At 47.3% G+C, this 15022-nt stretch carries 14 protein-coding genes and 1 pseudogene; 7 read left to right on the top strand and 8 right to left on the bottom strand.

Annotation, left to right across the window (positions count from 1 at the left end; genetic code table 11):
- Positions 1 to 8 precede the first annotated feature (8 nt).
- The 7 genes from uca to G493_RS0114420 are packed head-to-tail and all read right to left on the bottom strand — an operon-like array spanning position 9 to position 8437.
- Positions 9 to 3602: an urea carboxylase gene (gene uca, locus G493_RS0114450; protein ID WP_028580970.1), complete on the bottom strand. Its 3594-nt coding sequence runs from the start codon at positions 3600 to 3602 to the stop codon at positions 9 to 11.
- A 23-nt stretch (positions 3603 to 3625) separates the two neighbouring features.
- Positions 3626 to 4261 carry an urea amidolyase associated protein UAAP2 gene (locus G493_RS0114445; protein ID WP_028580969.1) on the bottom strand — a complete coding sequence of 212 codons (636 nt, stop codon included), beginning with the start codon at positions 4259 to 4261 and terminating at the stop codon, positions 3626 to 3628.
- An 11-nt stretch (positions 4262 to 4272) separates the two neighbouring features.
- Entirely contained in the window at positions 4273 to 5010 is a 738-nt protein-coding gene (locus G493_RS0114440; RefSeq protein WP_028580968.1) for an urea amidolyase associated protein UAAP1, read from the bottom strand.
- Positions 5003 to 5500 carry a CopG family ribbon-helix-helix protein gene (locus G493_RS29380; RefSeq protein ID WP_051309318.1) on the bottom strand — a complete coding sequence of 166 codons (498 nt, stop codon included), beginning with the start codon at positions 5498 to 5500 and terminating at the stop codon, positions 5003 to 5005. The genes G493_RS0114440 and G493_RS29380 overlap by 8 nt, the downstream gene beginning before the upstream one ends.
- 14 nt (positions 5501 to 5514) lie before the next feature.
- A complete protein-coding gene (locus G493_RS0114430) occupies positions 5515 to 6411 on the bottom strand; it encodes an ABC transporter ATP-binding protein (RefSeq protein WP_028580967.1) in 897 nt (298 codons plus the stop codon).
- A complete protein-coding gene (locus G493_RS29375; RefSeq protein WP_084813594.1) occupies positions 6404 to 7444 on the bottom strand; it encodes an ABC transporter permease in 1041 nt (346 codons plus the stop codon). The genes G493_RS0114430 and G493_RS29375 overlap by 8 nt, the downstream gene beginning before the upstream one ends.
- 15 nt (positions 7445 to 7459) lie before the next feature.
- The gene (locus tag G493_RS0114420) at positions 7460 to 8437 is read right to left on the bottom strand and encodes an ABC transporter substrate-binding protein (RefSeq protein WP_028580966.1); all 978 of its coding nucleotides are present in this window, start codon (positions 8435 to 8437) and stop codon (positions 7460 to 7462) included.
- 657 nt (positions 8438 to 9094) lie between these two features.
- Here G493_RS0114420 and G493_RS29370 point away from each other — a divergent pair.
- The 7 genes from G493_RS29370 (at position 9095) to G493_RS0114385 (ending at position 13783) form a co-directional block, all read left to right on the top strand.
- Positions 9095 to 9508, top strand: coding sequence for a pilin (locus G493_RS29370; RefSeq protein ID WP_051309317.1), 414 nt, complete (start codon positions 9095 to 9097; stop codon positions 9506 to 9508).
- Positions 9505 to 9990: a hypothetical protein gene (locus tag G493_RS0114410; RefSeq protein WP_028580965.1), complete on the top strand. Its 486-nt coding sequence runs from the start codon at positions 9505 to 9507 to the stop codon at positions 9988 to 9990. Before G493_RS29370 ends, G493_RS0114410 begins: the two co-directional genes overlap by 4 nt.
- Positions 9991 to 10003: 13 nt before the next feature.
- A complete protein-coding gene (locus G493_RS0114405) occupies positions 10004 to 11017 on the top strand; it encodes a type II secretion system F family protein (protein ID WP_028580964.1) in 1014 nt (337 codons plus the stop codon).
- Between the two features lie 13 nt (positions 11018 to 11030).
- Positions 11031 to 11519, top strand: coding sequence for a pilin (locus G493_RS0114400; protein ID WP_035274582.1), 489 nt, complete (start codon positions 11031 to 11033; stop codon positions 11517 to 11519).
- Between the two features lie 425 nt (positions 11520 to 11944).
- Positions 11945 to 12205 (top strand): transposase, encoded by a 261-nt coding sequence (locus G493_RS0114395; RefSeq protein ID WP_028580962.1) that lies wholly within the window; start codon positions 11945 to 11947, stop codon positions 12203 to 12205.
- Between the two features lie 310 nt (positions 12206 to 12515).
- Positions 12516 to 13124, top strand: coding sequence for a Panacea domain-containing protein (locus G493_RS32275; protein ID WP_051309316.1), 609 nt, complete (start codon positions 12516 to 12518; stop codon positions 13122 to 13124).
- A gap of 53 nt (positions 13125 to 13177) precedes the next feature.
- Entirely contained in the window at positions 13178 to 13783 is a 606-nt protein-coding gene (locus G493_RS0114385) for a Fic family protein (RefSeq protein ID WP_035274579.1), read from the top strand.
- A gap of 1023 nt (positions 13784 to 14806) precedes the next feature.
- On the opposite strand, the pseudogene G493_RS34005 reads toward G493_RS0114385, so the two are convergent.
- A pseudogene (locus G493_RS34005) lies at positions 14807 to 15022 on the bottom strand (IS1634 family transposase); the annotation flags it as partial.

The following is a 15022-nucleotide window of genomic DNA, read 5'->3' as shown; positions in this document are numbered from 1 at the left end:
CCCCTCTCTTAAGCCGGATCAATTGCCAGCAGCTGCTGCCCTGATGCAACGACATCACCTTCAGCGCAGAAAAGCTGTTTAACCGTTCCCTCACAGTGTGCCATCAGGTTGAATTCCATTTTCATGCATTCAATGATCGCAACTGTCTCACCCTTTGCAACCGATTGCCCTTCGCTGACAAGCACCTTCCACAAGCTGCCGGCCACCTCGCTTTCAATCGGTTCACAACCGGCCAACACTGTTGCTTCCGAATCGGCATCGCCTGCGTGCGAATCATCAGCCTGAAAGTTGAGCAGCCCCTTTTCAATCCAGTCCTGTCGTTCTGCCTCAAAGGCATTCTGCTGCCTTGACTTGAATTGCTGAATCGATTCCCGGTTTTCTTCCAGAAACTTTTCATACTCATCAAGGTCAAACTCGGTCTCTTCGATTTTCAGCCCCACCTGACCGGCAGGGAAGTCTTTTCGCATCTGGGTCAATTCATCGTGGGAAACCGGATAAAACCTGATCTGGTCAAAAAACCGTAACAGCCACGGTTTTCCCTCTTCAAACTCCCTGGTCACGTTGTAACGGTTCCACATCTGAATGGTACGACCGACAAACTGGTAGCCCCCAGGGCCTTCCATGCCGTAGACACAGAGATAGGCGCCGCCGATACCGACACTGTTTTCAGCCGTCCATGTTCTGGCCGGGTTATATTTTGTCGTCACCAGCCTGTTGCGTGGGTCAACCGGTGTCGCCACCGGAGCACCGAGATAGACATCGCCAAGACCCATCACCAGGTATTTCGCGCTAAAGAGGATCTTTTTTACGTCCTCGACTGAATCAAGACCGTTAATGCGTCGAATAAACTCAATATTTGATGGGCACCACGGTGCATCGGCCCGAACAGACTGGGTGTATTTTTCAATGGCCTTATGGGTTGCTTCATCATCCCAGCTGAGCGGCAGGTGCACGATTCTGGCCGGAACTTTTCGTTTTCCTTTTCCCGCTGCATTTTTTTCTGCCTGCACAGCAAGCGCAATTAACTTTTCAAGCGGCAGTACACGGTTATCGTAGTGGATCTGCAACGAGCGAATTCCCGGTGTAATATCAATAATCCCTTCAGGGGCAAGGCGCTCCAGTTCAAGCATCAGGGTGTGAACAGCAAAACGCAGCCGCAAATCAAGAACCAGCTCACCAAATTCGATCAACAGGTATTTGTCACCGGCACGCCTGAAAACACGGGTTTCACCTTCTACTTCATAGGTATAAACAATCGGTGAATCATTCTCCGGCCTCATGTCTTCTGGAAGCTGAACGCTGGTTTTTGTTTGAAATTGCTCAATCAGCTCCTCCTGCACCTGCTCAATCCTGATAGCTGTTTCGAGATTAACCTGCATAAAGCGGACTTTATCACCGGGACGTAGCTGGCCGATTTTCCATAATTCACCGGCCACAATGGTTACCGGACAGACAAAACCGCCAAGACTTGGACCGTCAGGGCCGAGGATAACCGGCATGTCGCCGGTAAAATCCAGCGTGCCAATCGCGTATGCATTATCATGGATGTTGGATGGATGAAGCCCGGCCTCACCGCCATCTTCACGGGCCCACCTGGGGGCAGGGCCAATCAGACGAACGCCAGTCCTGCTAGAGTTGTAATGCACCTCATAATCGGTGGAAAACAAAGTCTCGATATCTTCCGTATCAAAGAAATCAGGTGCGCCATGGGGACCATACAGGACAGCTATTTCCCAGCGTGAGGTTAACTGCGGTTGTTCTTCAGCATCAAGAGACATCGGGGCACCTGCAATCAGCGAATCGATATGCAATACGTCGCCACTTTTTAAAACGCGCCCGCCATGACCGCCGAACTGGCCAAGGGTAAAGGTCGACCGGCTGCCAAGATAAAGCGGCACATCAATCCCGCCACGCACTGCCAGGTAGCCACGCTGCCCGGTGATGGAAACACCGAATTTCAACACCATACCAGCTTTCACTGCAATCGGCGTGTAAAGGGCGACCCTTTCACCATCAAGGGTGGTTTTAAAATCGGCCCCGGTCACGCCAATAAGGCAATCGGTATTAAATTCTATCTCAGGGCCGCTTGCTGTAATCTCAAGACAGGCAGCCTCCTCACTATTGCCGACAACCCTGTTGGCCAACCGGTGGCTTAAGCTGTCCATCGGCCCGGATGGCGGCACGCCAACTGCCCAGTAGCCGGTGCGTCCGGGAAAGTCCTGGACGGTGGTCTGCATCCCCGGTCGCAGCACCGTAAACGTCGGAGCCGAATAGGTGATCTTGTCCGCCATCCTGGTCGTATAGTCGCCAACGACAAACGGTTGACTGGCAGCAAGCTGTCTCAGCAGGATGAGGTTGGTTTCAAGACCAGATAAGGACGATTCATCAAGCGCTTTCCGCAGCTTCTTCACCGCCTCTTCACGATTCTTTGCATGAACAATGAGTTTTGCCAGCAGCGGATCATAAAAGGCACTCACCTCTGTTCCCGCTGTCACCCAGCTCTCAAGCCGCACATCTTCCGGGAAAACGACCTCCGTCAATACGCCGGTTGAAGGCTGATAATTTTTGCCTGGGTCTTCGGCATAAAGACGAACCTCAATGGCAGCACCGTTGGCAGCACATTGCATGGTATCAAGATCATCCAAATCACCGGCTGCAAGACGAATCATCCATTCAACCAGATCAACCCCGTATATCTCTTCTGTAACACAGTGCTCGACCTGAAGCCGGGTGTTGACCTCGAGAAAATAGAACTGCTGCGTATCATTGTCATAGACAAATTCGACCGTTCCGGCTGAGCGATAGGCAACGCCCTCAACCAGTCGTTTGGCGGAACTGTGCAGCTTTTCTCTCACGGAATCAGGCAGGTTCGGTGCCGGTGTTTCTTCAATCACCTTCTGGTTTCTGCGCTGAACCGAACAGTCTCTATCTCCTAGAATCAGGGCTTTGCCCTTGCCGTCACCAAAGACCTGCACCTCAACGTGGCGGGCGTGCTCGATACATTTTTCCAGGAATACGGCACCATCATTAAAGTTATTTTCGCCGAGCCGCTTAATACGTTCAAAATTTTCGCTAATATCTTTGTCATCCCGGCAAAGGGCCATACCGATACCGCCGCCGCCAGCACTGCTTTTCAGCATGACCGGGTAACCTATCCGGTCTGCTTCAGCCAATGCCATCTCAGCTGAATCGAGCAGCGATGAGCCGGGAACCAGAGGGACACCGAATTGTTCCGCCAGCTCCCTGGACCGGTGTTTAAGACCGAAATCCTCCATCTGGCTGATGGTCGGTCCAATGAATCGAACGCCCTCTTGTTCACATCTTTCACAAAAGCTACTATTTTCACTCAAGAATCCGTAACCGGGATGAATTGCCTGAGCGCCCGTCTTTTTTGCAATCGCCAGAATATTCTCACCCACCAGATAACTCTCGGCAGCCTGGGCGCCACCAATACAATAGGCTTCATCTGCATCGGTGACGTGTTGAGAGTAGGCATCAGCTTCCGAGTATACTGCAACAGATGCAACTCCCATCTTTTTGAGGCTTCGTATGATTCGACAGGCTATTTCACCACGGTTGGCGACTAAAACTTTATTAAACATATCTTTTGACCCAACAATGATGATTACCAGATAGTCATTTCCACCGGAGTGGGATTATACGCATTACAGGGGTTGTTTAACTGTGGGCAGTTTGACACCAGCACCAGCACATCCATTTCGGCCCGAAGCTCCACATACTTGCCAGGCTCTGAAAGGCCATCTTCAAAATTTGACCCGCCGTCCGGGTTGACCGGCACGTTCATAAAAAAATTGATGTTGCAGACCTGGTCCCGCTTATCCATGTCACAACCCCAGTCGAGCAAAGCTTTAAGAAAAATGTCGCGGCATGAGTGCATATACCGTTTATCAAGGGCGTACCGTACGGTATTGCTCTCACATGAACAGGCGCTGCCAAGCGTGTCATGACGACCGCAGGTGTCTGCCACCACGGTCAGCATCACATTATTTTCATTGGACCTGAGCGCTGTACCGGTTGAGATATAGACATTCTGCTGACCAACAATGGTGTTGGTTGAGTGATACCGCTCCATCGTGTTTTGCGCATTAAAGAAGATCGTGTCCACAGCCTGATTCCCCTTCAAGTCTGTAATGCGCAGTACCTGACCTTTTTTTAATGCATACATCCAGCCGTCACCTGCCATAACTTCGGCTGTATGAACGGCGTCTTCTTTTTTCAAACTGCTTTCTGTAAATTCCATATTGCCCCCGCTCAGCCTGCGTAGTTATATTGTTCGGTATTAAAAAAGCCGCGTTCATTCTCCGCACAAAAATGTTTGCACGGGTCGTCCTGCTTTGCCGGATCACATGGGGCAATGGTTACCTCAACGGGTTTTTTCAGGTAGGAAGCAGAAGGATTAAGCGGATGCATTCCGGCATCGACCACAACAAGCGTGTCCATCTCAGCCCGCAGTTCGACAAAATCGCCCGGTTTTGAGTGATTTTCGACAAAACCCAGGCCGCCATCCTGATCAACACCGACTTTACTGAAAAAATTGATGGTTTCAATAAAATCGCGTTTGCCCAAACCGTGTTTGGCAAGCTCAATCATCAAGGAGTCATATCCGTTTCTGTGAAACTCATTGTGAAATTCCTGATAACTTTTGGCGCCAAATCGGGTTTGAATGGTCTCCGGGTAACTCACACCGCAGATCATGTCGTGCCAGCCAAGGCTATCATCGATAACGGACATCAATATTCTACCCATATCGGAATAAATGCAGCGGTTTTTACACATGTAGGAAATATGCTGAATTTTCAGGGTATCTCCCATGTTGTAGCGCTCGGAGAAATTGGTGGCGTTATAGAAAAGAGCCGACAGATTCGCTCCTCCTTCAAGGTCGGTAAATCGTATCGACATGCCGCGTTTAACCACATGAGACCAGTTCCATCCTCCGTCAATTATTTTTTGAACCAGAGGTGATTCGCTATGACTGAATTCCTTATCCATTGTTTACTCCTTCCTTGATATGGATCGGCGGCATGATCGTTGAAGTAAGAGCTATTTTGCAACTTTCAACCCCTTTGCACGCACGGATTTCCTTAACTATCGTATTCAATGTCTTCACCGGGCCCTGAACCTGCAGAACCTCGAGAGAATGATTATTTTCAAGTAGAACGTTGAGTGACGAAATAACCGTATCGATGTACTGGCGCTTAATCTCTACAAGTTTCTGCCGCAGGTTAGGCTTTGATTCGTCATAGACCAAGGTCACTGTCCCGGCCATGATCTGGCTGCCCTTGCCACCGTAGTAATCATCAAGATTATTGCGTATCATATGGGCAACAGCCTGACTGCGATTCTGATACCCCCCGTCGATAACCATCTGGTCAAGCTCTACAGTTAAACTCTCAGGCAGTGAAATACTGATTCTGTGGACTTTTTCTGTTTTCTGTTTCGCCATGGTTCTATTGGTCTCTATTTTTTTAAATTGCTGCATCACGCTTTTTCGCGCTAAACAATCTCATCCCCTGCTTTTGTCAGCTTGATCATCGGCAGTGTGTCATCATCGTCATCGCCGGGTGGGTGGATCAATGACTCAATATGAGCCTTTGTTGCCAGATATTCAGGATTCAGATGCTGCTTGGATGATCGTGGTCTTGCCACCGGAACTTCTATCATTTCATTTACCCGACCGGGATTGGCGTCAAGTACCAGAATACGGTCGGAGAGGTAGACCGCCTCATCAAGATCATGGGTAATAAAGATGATGGTGATATCGACATTTCTCCAGATCTGCAAAAGATAGGACTGCATTTTCGCTCTGGTCTGAGCATCGAGCGCACCGAAAGGCTCATCCATCAGCAGCACTCTGGGCTGATTAGCAAGCGCCCTTGCAATAGCAACCCGCTGCTGCATGCCGCCTGAAAGCTGGGCCGGATAGTGATCGACAAATTTTTCAAGGCCGACCATCTCTATCCACTGCAGCGCTTCAGCTTCGGCACCATTGCGGCTTCTACCTGCCACCTCGAGGCCGAACATGACGTTCTTTTTGACACTGAGCCACGGAAACAGGGTGTACCCCTGAAACACCATACCCCTTTCAGGACCAGGCTTGGTTACCGGTTTCCCGTCAAGTAAAACGCTTCCTTCTGTTGCAGTCTCAAGCCCTGAAAGAATGCGTATCAGGGTTGATTTGCCGCAGCCAGACGGACCGATAACTGAAAGAAATTCTCTTCGATACGCCTTAAAAGAAACCTTCTCAAGCGCTGTGACTGCACCTTTTTCTACTTCAAATTTTTTGGTCAGATCTGCTGTTTCAAGAATGACTTCTCGCTCTTTCAGTTTTCTGAACCGCTCAGCAACTTCAGGCGCCTGCTCCTTATAACTTGGTAGCTGCAGCTTATTCATGACGCAAACCCCGCTTGTCTACGATGCTAAAAGTTTTATCGCGCGGGGTGCTCACAAACTCAACCAGCATCTGAAAAAATGAACTTCTGCGTCCACCTGTCCAGACAAAGAGGTTACGTCCGATCCATGCAAGCACCATATCTGTGAAGAGGCCGATCAAACCGATCATCAAAATCGCCGCATACACGTTTTCATAAATCCGGTATTTTGCCTGCTGATTGATAAACCAGGTAATACCGGTACTCGTTCCAACTACTTCGGCAACAATGAGGTAGGTCCATGCCCAGCCGAGCAGAATCCGCATATCAAGAAAAACATGCGGGGCTATTGCCGGGAGCACCACCTTCTTGAACAGGGTGATTCCCTCCGCGCCCAGAGTCTGGGCGGCTTCGAGCAATGGAGAGGGCAACTGTCTTGTGGTGTTGGCAATGACCAGAACCTGCTGAAAAAAAGTGCCGATAAAGATAATCGCTATTTTCGGGCTGTCATTGATGCCAAGCACTGCCACGGCAAGTGCGCCGAATACCGGCGCCGGCATGTAACGAAAAAACTCAAAAAACGGCTCGGTCAGTTTTGAAAAGAAGTCAAAGACACCGCACATGATGCCAAGGGGTACACCGATAATTGATGAAAGCATGAACCCGTAAAATACCACTCGAATACTATGAACAAGACTCTCATGCAGCCACGGATCGCCAGGCCTTCTCGGTTCAGTTTTAAAGGCGGTATAGACAGCCGTTAAAACCTTATGCGGCGGAGGAAGGTATACAGGATTTGCTCTCACACCTGTTATAACACTTCCCCCACTCTCTTTGAGCCGCTGGTTTTCCTGTTCAAAAACAGAGATTGAAATCCGCTGCCCTTCTTCGACATACAGGCTGTCACCGGCATCAACCACCTTCATCAACGGATGCCAGATAAAGGGGGTGTAACTGATAACCGACCATACCGCGAGCGGCAGAAGGAACGAGGTGATAATCAGCATCAGCCTTTTTCGGCCGGGCAGATCTTTTTGCATAAGAAACCAAGACATGGACTTCAATCTCCCTTACTTGACCAACTGCTTGGAAAAAGAAGGATCGATGGACTTCTTCACGTTTACTGGCTCTTCATAGACCTTGTTTGTAACAAAGAAATCATTGGTAACATCACTTGAGCCATAGAGACTGCCGAAACCTTCTTTGATCTCGAGAACTTTAAGGACTTCAGGAAGCTCAAGAATTTTGGTTCCTTCAAGAAACGGTTCATACTCTTCAGGGGTGAGTGAAACACGGGCAGAAAGAATCTCAAGCATCTCTTTTTTGTTGGCAGGGTCCTTCATGTAAGCGACAACGTCATACCAGGCAGCAGCAACTTTCATCCAGTCGTCACGACGCTCAAGAACTGATTTCAGTGATACGGCAAGCGTATCATAGATAAGACCGGGAGCATCGGCTGAGGTGTAAACAGCAGTAGAGCCGGGTACTGACTTCAGCGCCTGACCAGAGTTCGGCTGCCAGGCAACGATTGCATCTACATCACCGGAAGCAAGCACCTGTGCGGTCTGATGAGTAGGCACGTTTACAAGGGTAACGTCTGCTTCGCTCATACCGTTTTCGGCAAGGGCGTTAACCAGTAATAGGTGGGAAACAAGACCAAGCTCAACACCGATCTTTTTTCCTTTCAGTTCTTTTACGGAACTAATACCGGGTGCAGCCACAATTTTGTCATTACCATTGCTGTAATCGTTCACCAGAATCATGATGTTTCTGGCGCCGGTTGCGTTAAGCACAAGCGCATCGGCATGTGCAACACAGACAGCATCAACCTGTCCGGCGGCAAAGGCATCCATGGAAGCCATGTACTCAAACCATTTCAGCTCTACATCAACACCTGCTTTTTCGAAAAAGCCTTTTCGCTCAGCGATATCCCAGGCAATCCATCCAGGCCAATCACTGTACGCAATTTTTAATGCTCCAGCCTGCACATTGCACGCCGTGATCAGGAGTGCCAGTGCACTCATCAACCATTTCATTCCCGTTTTCATTGTTTCTCTCCTTTTTCATTATTACGAATTTTAAAAATGGTAATAACGAACTCTTAACAAAATGCATGCCGTTTTTTATCCACGCCCGATCTTTTAAGTTTTTTTTGACATAACAGTCTGATTTTATATAAACTGATATTTTCAGAGTAAATTAGCTGTTAACACTCAGGTCTCTTTACCCCTGTCATCAATTCCCATTTGTGTGATAAAAACAGACAAAAAAGCATCATTCCTTACATATATGTGATAATCAGCCTTTCTATTCAAGAATCCCTAGGAATACTCCACTTCCCCAAGAGTAGACGAGTTTTCTAATGATAAGAAAAACCTTTGAGAAGACCTGGTCGGCAGTAAAAATGAAGAAGTCGTACTATAAGGAGAAATTCTATCGCTTGAAATCTCATCACATAATCGTAATAAAAAGGTAGCTGCTCACAGAGGAGCCCCATAAGCTTGAGAATTCCCCCTCTTTGTAAGGAGTTACAGGGAACCTGAAATTTTGTAAGCAGATTGGTGCAGCGTATTGGGTCATACGTGAGTCAGGTTGATCGTGCAAAGATCAGGTGCGCTGTGAGCAGTTACAATTGAATTTAACTCACAAGGGATTTGGTCGGAAAAGTGGGACCACTTCGCCGAGATTTTTTAGAGAGTGTTGCTATGAAAAGAAATGGGAATATAGAGCAAGGATTCACCATGATCGAGCTTATGTACGTTGTTTCGATTATCGGAGTACTGGCCGCCATCGCCATCCCGCAATTTTCTGCCTATCGGCATCGGGCCATTCTTGTGGAAGGTGACAGGCTTACGGAGCCGATAAAAAAAGATATCCTAGAATATTATGCACATACAGGCGAGATGCCCCGTGATAACATGAGCTGCGGACAGCCGGTGCCGAACGCCATCAAGGGGAAATATATCGATTCCATAGCCGTAGACCATGGGGTTATCCATGTCCATTTCAACGACACCTTTTCTGGGGGCTGTGAAAACAAAACTATGAGTATCCATCCCGAGTTACAGGGGGATGATCTTAACGGGATATTTAGCTGGACGAAGGAAAAGTGCAAATGAGGACAAGACCCGATCACAGGGACAGTGCGTTTTTTCGCCAGCTCTTTTTCGATGTCATTTTTTCAATATCTACTATCTGTGCCTTGCTTTTCTGTGCTGTCAATTCCTCCCAGCTTCTTTTGAAAAAGGTGTCTGTTCTCTCCCATCTTCTCGCGGTCAACGATTCCCGCGCAGATGCCATGGCAGATTTTGCCCTCACCGGTTACTGGACGGACAGAGCCGTACCACAACCGCAGTATGGCCCTGATATCGATGCCTGCTTTCGCGATGGTGCCTTTAAGATTAACTTAACCGGACCTGTGCATGCCCCTGAGCATCTTGAGGACGAACCGGTGGCGCATGTCTGGTTGCGGGCTCGGATTTTGGGGGGAGATAGCCTGGGCCCGCTTGTCTGGGTTGCGGAAGGAGACGCGGGGAGGCAAGGCGATGGCGCAGGAAGTGATGTCCGTGATGAAAACTATATTTTATACGATCTGAAATAGAAAGGTGCGATACATGCGACAGAAACAACAACGTATTATTCTTTACCGGCAATTTGCCGCACTCTTGTCTCGGGAGACTCCTCTTGAAGAGATAGTGGCAATCATCGGCGAGGAGAGTGATGGATCCCGGCTCCAGGACACGATGGTTGCGCTCAATGCAGACCTTCAACAGGGAGTCGCTATGTGGGAAGGGATGGGGCGGCACCCTGAAATTTTCCCGCCAGTATTGGTTGAGGGTATACAAGGAGGACTCTCCGGCAAATCTCTGGCACGCCTCTTTCTTGCGTTGGCAAAAGATCTGGACGAGAGCGGTACCATGCGAAAGAGGCTAAGGCGTTCGCTTTCCTATCCGTTTTGCATTATTTTTCTCGCCTTGGCCCTCATCGCGTTGATGGTGACGTTTGTTCTCCCCGTCTTTGCTGAAATGTATGATGGCTTTGGTGCAACGCTACCCTTGCCGACTCAGATCCTGATCTCCCTGGCTTCGGCCTTTTACGGACATGGTCTGTTAGCGATATTTTTACTGCTTACCCTTGTCCTGCTTTTTCTTTTCCTGGGAAATCGTGTCTTGTCCTGGAGTTCGCAGGTTCCTGGATTGCGAAAGCTGACCAAAACCATTTTTCTTTGCCGATTATCCCTGTATATGGCCGCATTGTCTGGCGAAGAATCCTCCCCCGCGACTATGCTTCGTATGGCTGCCGGACCTCTCTTCCCTTCATCCTGGAAAACAATGCTGGAGGATGCTACGGAAAGGGCTGGAACAACGGATTCAGGTCTGCAGATACTGCGTCGGACCAATATTTTCCCCCCCTTTTATCTGCAGATGGTTCGTGTCGCGGAGCGTGGCACCATCGGCCCTGCTGTCTATGCCGATCTTGCATCCTATTACGAGGAGGAGTTTCAGCGAATTGAACGTCGTCTGGTCCTTGTCTTTGATATCGTTGCCATCTGTGCAGCGGCGTTGCTTGTGACCTTGTTTGTTTTCGCACTGTATCTGCCATTGTTTAAACTGGCTGAAGTAATCTGAGTAAGGAGTGATCATGGTCCCGTATAACAAAAAAGGATTTACCCTCGTCGAGCTGATGATTGTTATTTCTATAATCAGTATCCTCACCACCATGGCAATGCCTTCTTTCCAGGATCGAGTAATTCGTTCCCAGGTTCAAGAGGCCCTCAGACTGGCAGATTTCGTCAGGGTTGCTGTGGAGAATTTCTACACAGCGCATGATGGTCGGCTACCACATGACAATCTGGCAGCCGACCTGCCCGCTGCTGATCGAATTGTTGGCAATTATACAGCAGCAGTTGCCATTAATGATGGCATGATTGCGATAACGCTGGGCAACCGCATCAACAAAAACGCCCGAGGCAAAGTCCTGGCACTTCGTCCCGCCCGCGTTGACGGTGAACCCCGCGTTCCCATAGCATGGGTTTGCGGTTACGCCTCAGTTCCTGACAAAATGTTCGTTGGTGGGGAAAACGCCACCACCCTTGAACCGCGCCTGCTCCCCCTTGAGTGCAGATATTAGGGGCGGACGGTGAGACCATCACCTTTCGCGCAGAAAGGGTCACGAACACGCCAGGTTCTGGTATTGCGCCCGGTGAAAAGCCGGCAATCGAGGGATCTGGTGTTGGTCCAGTGGTCCCTGCAGGCAATGGCGGGCTAACGCTACCGCATTTGCAGTTGGCCTCGAACTCCTGTATTAATAGCGGCGTAATTCTCGACAGGCTCGAATATAATGCAGGCTAAAAAATTGACACCAACTCGCTATTTTTACCTACAACACATTAAACTTATACACCTGAAGTTTCCTGAAAATTGCGCAGCAAGGTTAAAAGCTGGGCAGTAAACATGGGAAGAGCCCCTAAATGAGAACGACTATAAAAAATGATTCATTTTTATGCCAACCTTGAGTTAGAAATATAAATATATTACGCAATATCAACAGGATAAGTGGCGAAAGATGTACAGGCTTATTATCAAAAAACTGTACTGGTAGTCACTGACAGCTGGTTCGGCAATAATGGCCTCTGGGCACCTTTGAAACAAGGGGCTGACGGCAAGTATCGTTTGCTGTCTCGAATGCGCACAAATATAGCGCTGTGGGATTTTGCACCTATTGTAACAGGTAAAAAAGAAAGAGGTCGTCCCAGAATCTATGGTAACCGTCTTGGCAGTGTTGATGACTGTGCAGCGAGATGGCAACTACCCTAACACAGGGGGAACCCCACACTACTCGCAAAGAATATAATGTTGGGAGGGGAGATATTTACAATGTCATTAGTAAAGCTAAAAAACAGCAAGTTAAAACTCACACTTGATAGCTCCCCCCCAATTCACCATCCATAACTCTACCACCATATTACAGATGAATGATATTATTCTTTGACATTGTGAAAACAGAATATAAGCTTATAATAAAGAATTATTCTCAACAAAGACTAACACAATCTCGTTGACAAAATTGGGCCAAAGTGTCTATGTTAGAGTCGTTTTTTCAAAATTAGTTACTCATGGAATAGTCATGGAACCGTTGGACTTAGCAGCATTCATACTGCACACATACCCAGAAAAAAATATTACGCCTATGAAATTACAAAAATTGGCGTACTATGCAAAGGTGTGGACTCTTGTCGCCGGAGAACCGTGGGTTAATGTTAGTTTTGAAAAATGGACATACGGCCCTGTGAATTATAACATTTACAAGACCTATCAACAATACGGCTCAAGCCCTATTCCTACCACCAAAGTTTTTCCAACCTGGAAGGACTCACAAGCTGACCTACTGAAATTTATTCTGAATAATTATGTCGATTATTCTGCTTTCACTTTAAGCGCAATGACGCATAACGAAGACCCTTGGAAGCAAACAGCTGATAGAGAGACTATCTCTGAGCAGTCAATTATCGAGTATTATTCAAAACAGCCATTTGCGTTAAATTTGCTCAAGGACAGAACAGAAGCAGCTTTTCATTTACTCCATTCTAATACTTGGCATTCTTTTGTCCTTGATATGGATGAAGCAGAAACAGCTGCTAATGCTACCTACTCTTCTTATAAAGAGTATGCCAAGCTTAGTGATGAAGCCAATCACGAGTTCAAACAACTCGTTCATTCCTTTTTTGCAGAATAATAGGATTGAATCACGAATGCGACTCTCACGACAGGGAATATTTCCGTGATTTGATGGAGGATTTTCCTGTTAGCTCGCCGCCATTAGTAGACGACGCCCTCATAAAAATCCTTGTTCGCTTCGACAAGCTAAATACCGAAGACTTCATTAATCACCTCAAGACAAAAGAAGAAGAGGAGTTCATTGAAACATTCGAACGTCTTCCTCTTTCTCTGCATCACTATCTCTTTTCAGGCATCATTAATAATGCGGGTCAGTATCGTGCCGCTGAGGATCCAGGAAACGGTATTGTTTTCTTTGGGCCAAGCCAACGATTTCCAGGTTATTCGACAGAAAAAATAGAAGATGGTGTTAAAAAATCGGTTAGTTGCCTTACAATAAATCCAGATGACCCTGTCTATAATGCAGTAAAATTTTATCAACAATTTGTGATGGTTCACCCGTTTTATGATGCTAATGGCAGAATTGGCCGCTTTATGCTTGAAACCTACTTAAATTTCCATAACATAGTCATGCAATGGCGCGACTTACATTCAAATAACAAATGGCTGAACAGAATCAATGAATGCCATAAACGCTTCCAAAGTGGCAATTACGAGTTTTATCTAAACATTCTTGTAACACACTGGAAACTTTGCACAAAAAAAATTAGCGATTAACTATCAAACCTTCATTCATTGTTTACAATAGAGCATTTTCTCCAAAGGTAATAGTCCAAATGCACAGAAATTGAATCAGGCAAGAAAGATCGCTTGACCAGACACTGGCGCCTTTCGACAAGTGAACTTAGACCCCACAGCTTGCCTGCACTTCACATGAGGAAACAGCCATACTCGCAAGGTAAAGATTTAAAAAACCTCTACCTGGAGATGCTTTACGAAATGCTTTTCCGCAAATTATAAGCGAGATATTAAATTTTATGTTTTGCGTTCCCTATCTTGCCATATTATTCAAGATTGATGTAGGACACGACGAAGAACGGGAAGCAAAGGATACGGCTGGACAGAAAATGTTTTTCTGGGGCAGCGTTGATATTTACAGAGATAACATTGAATACGGATTTGGCAATTTTCTTCAGGGTGTGCCCTTTTGCTGCCATTGCGGATCGTGACCGTCATGGCGCATTGGGGACAGCGAATGGGTAATTCTTGCTTGCTGAACTGGTCGTTTTCAAGTATTTTGGGCATGATAAGAGCGGTGGGTTGAGGTGATAATATTCGCTAAAATACTATCTCTATACCACAGCCCCCCTCTTATCCCCTCCAAGGGGGGGGAGGATAATTCAAGGCATGGGCGGTTCCTGCATTCTACCGACCCGTCCCCCCTCCTCGACCATCTATCTTTTCTCATTTTCGTTGGTAGACACTATCTCGTAACAGGTAGTTGTACTTGAGAATTATGACATTGTCTCAAGTCGCGGGAAGCGAGACTCTACAGTCCGCTTGCCCTACTCTTCTTCGTTCCGCCAAACCTGCTACAATCTTTTTCCAGGTAAAAGAAACCACATCCGCTTTACCAAGCTGATTCTGGCCTCAAAAAAGCCTATGTGTTACCTCTATCTTAATTTAGCCCAAGTTCGTGACGCTGGATCACAATTTATCGTAAATACAGATATTTACCGGTTCAGCATGTGCCGTTATGGCACTACTTTTTTTCTTATTCTGTGAGCAGTTACTTTTTATTCATATTGTTGTCTTCACCTGCTTACCTGGTAGATTTTGCACTCCAAGAGCTGACAAAATTTCCTGTTGGGATGCATCCGGGCGGCTACTTTTTCTCACGTGCACTGTACTGCCGTTCTTACACTTCATTGAAATTGTCATTCTGCACTGGGTAGAAAGAATCTGACGTATGCTTGCCCAGTTACTCACAATACCTGCCTTTTTCAACGTTAGTCG

It is taken from the genome of Desulfogranum japonicum DSM 18378, assembly GCF_000429945.1.
Lineage (GTDB): Bacteria > Desulfobacterota > Desulfobulbia > Desulfobulbales > Desulfobulbaceae > Desulfogranum > Desulfogranum japonicum.
The sequence above is the reverse complement of the archived record's forward strand: the minus strand, read 5'-3'. Positions and strand labels throughout refer to the sequence as shown.

Coding starts and splice junctions, on each gene's coding strand:
- uca (WP_028580970.1), bottom strand. CDS start 3,602: ATGTTTAATAAAGTTTTAGTCGCCAACCGTGGTGAAATAGCCTGTCGA.
- G493_RS32275 (WP_051309316.1), top strand. CDS start 12,516: ATGGAACCGTTGGACTTAGCAGCATTCATACTGCACACATACCCAGAA.
- G493_RS0114400 (WP_035274582.1), top strand. CDS start 11,031: ATGGTCCCGTATAACAAAAAAGGATTTACCCTCGTCGAGCTGATGATT.
- G493_RS29380 (WP_051309318.1), bottom strand. CDS start 5,500: ATGCAGCAATTTAAAAAAATAGAGACCAATAGAACCATGGCGAAACAG.
- G493_RS29370 (WP_051309317.1), top strand. CDS start 9,095: ATGAAAAGAAATGGGAATATAGAGCAAGGATTCACCATGATCGAGCTT.
- G493_RS0114385 (WP_035274579.1), top strand. CDS start 13,178: ATGGAGGATTTTCCTGTTAGCTCGCCGCCATTAGTAGACGACGCCCTC.
- G493_RS0114410 (WP_028580965.1), top strand. CDS start 9,505: ATGAGGACAAGACCCGATCACAGGGACAGTGCGTTTTTTCGCCAGCTC.
- G493_RS0114440 (WP_028580968.1), bottom strand. CDS start 5,010: ATGGATAAGGAATTCAGTCATAGCGAATCACCTCTGGTTCAAAAAATA.
- G493_RS0114430 (WP_028580967.1), bottom strand. CDS start 6,411: ATGAATAAGCTGCAGCTACCAAGTTATAAGGAGCAGGCGCCTGAAGTT.
- G493_RS29375 (WP_084813594.1), bottom strand. CDS start 7,444: ATGTCTTGGTTTCTTATGCAAAAAGATCTGCCCGGCCGAAAAAGGCTG.
- G493_RS0114445 (WP_028580969.1), bottom strand. CDS start 4,261: ATGGAATTTACAGAAAGCAGTTTGAAAAAAGAAGACGCCGTTCATACA.
- G493_RS0114405 (WP_028580964.1), top strand. CDS start 10,004: ATGCGACAGAAACAACAACGTATTATTCTTTACCGGCAATTTGCCGCA.
- G493_RS0114420 (WP_028580966.1), bottom strand. CDS start 8,437: ATGAAAACGGGAATGAAATGGTTGATGAGTGCACTGGCACTCCTGATC.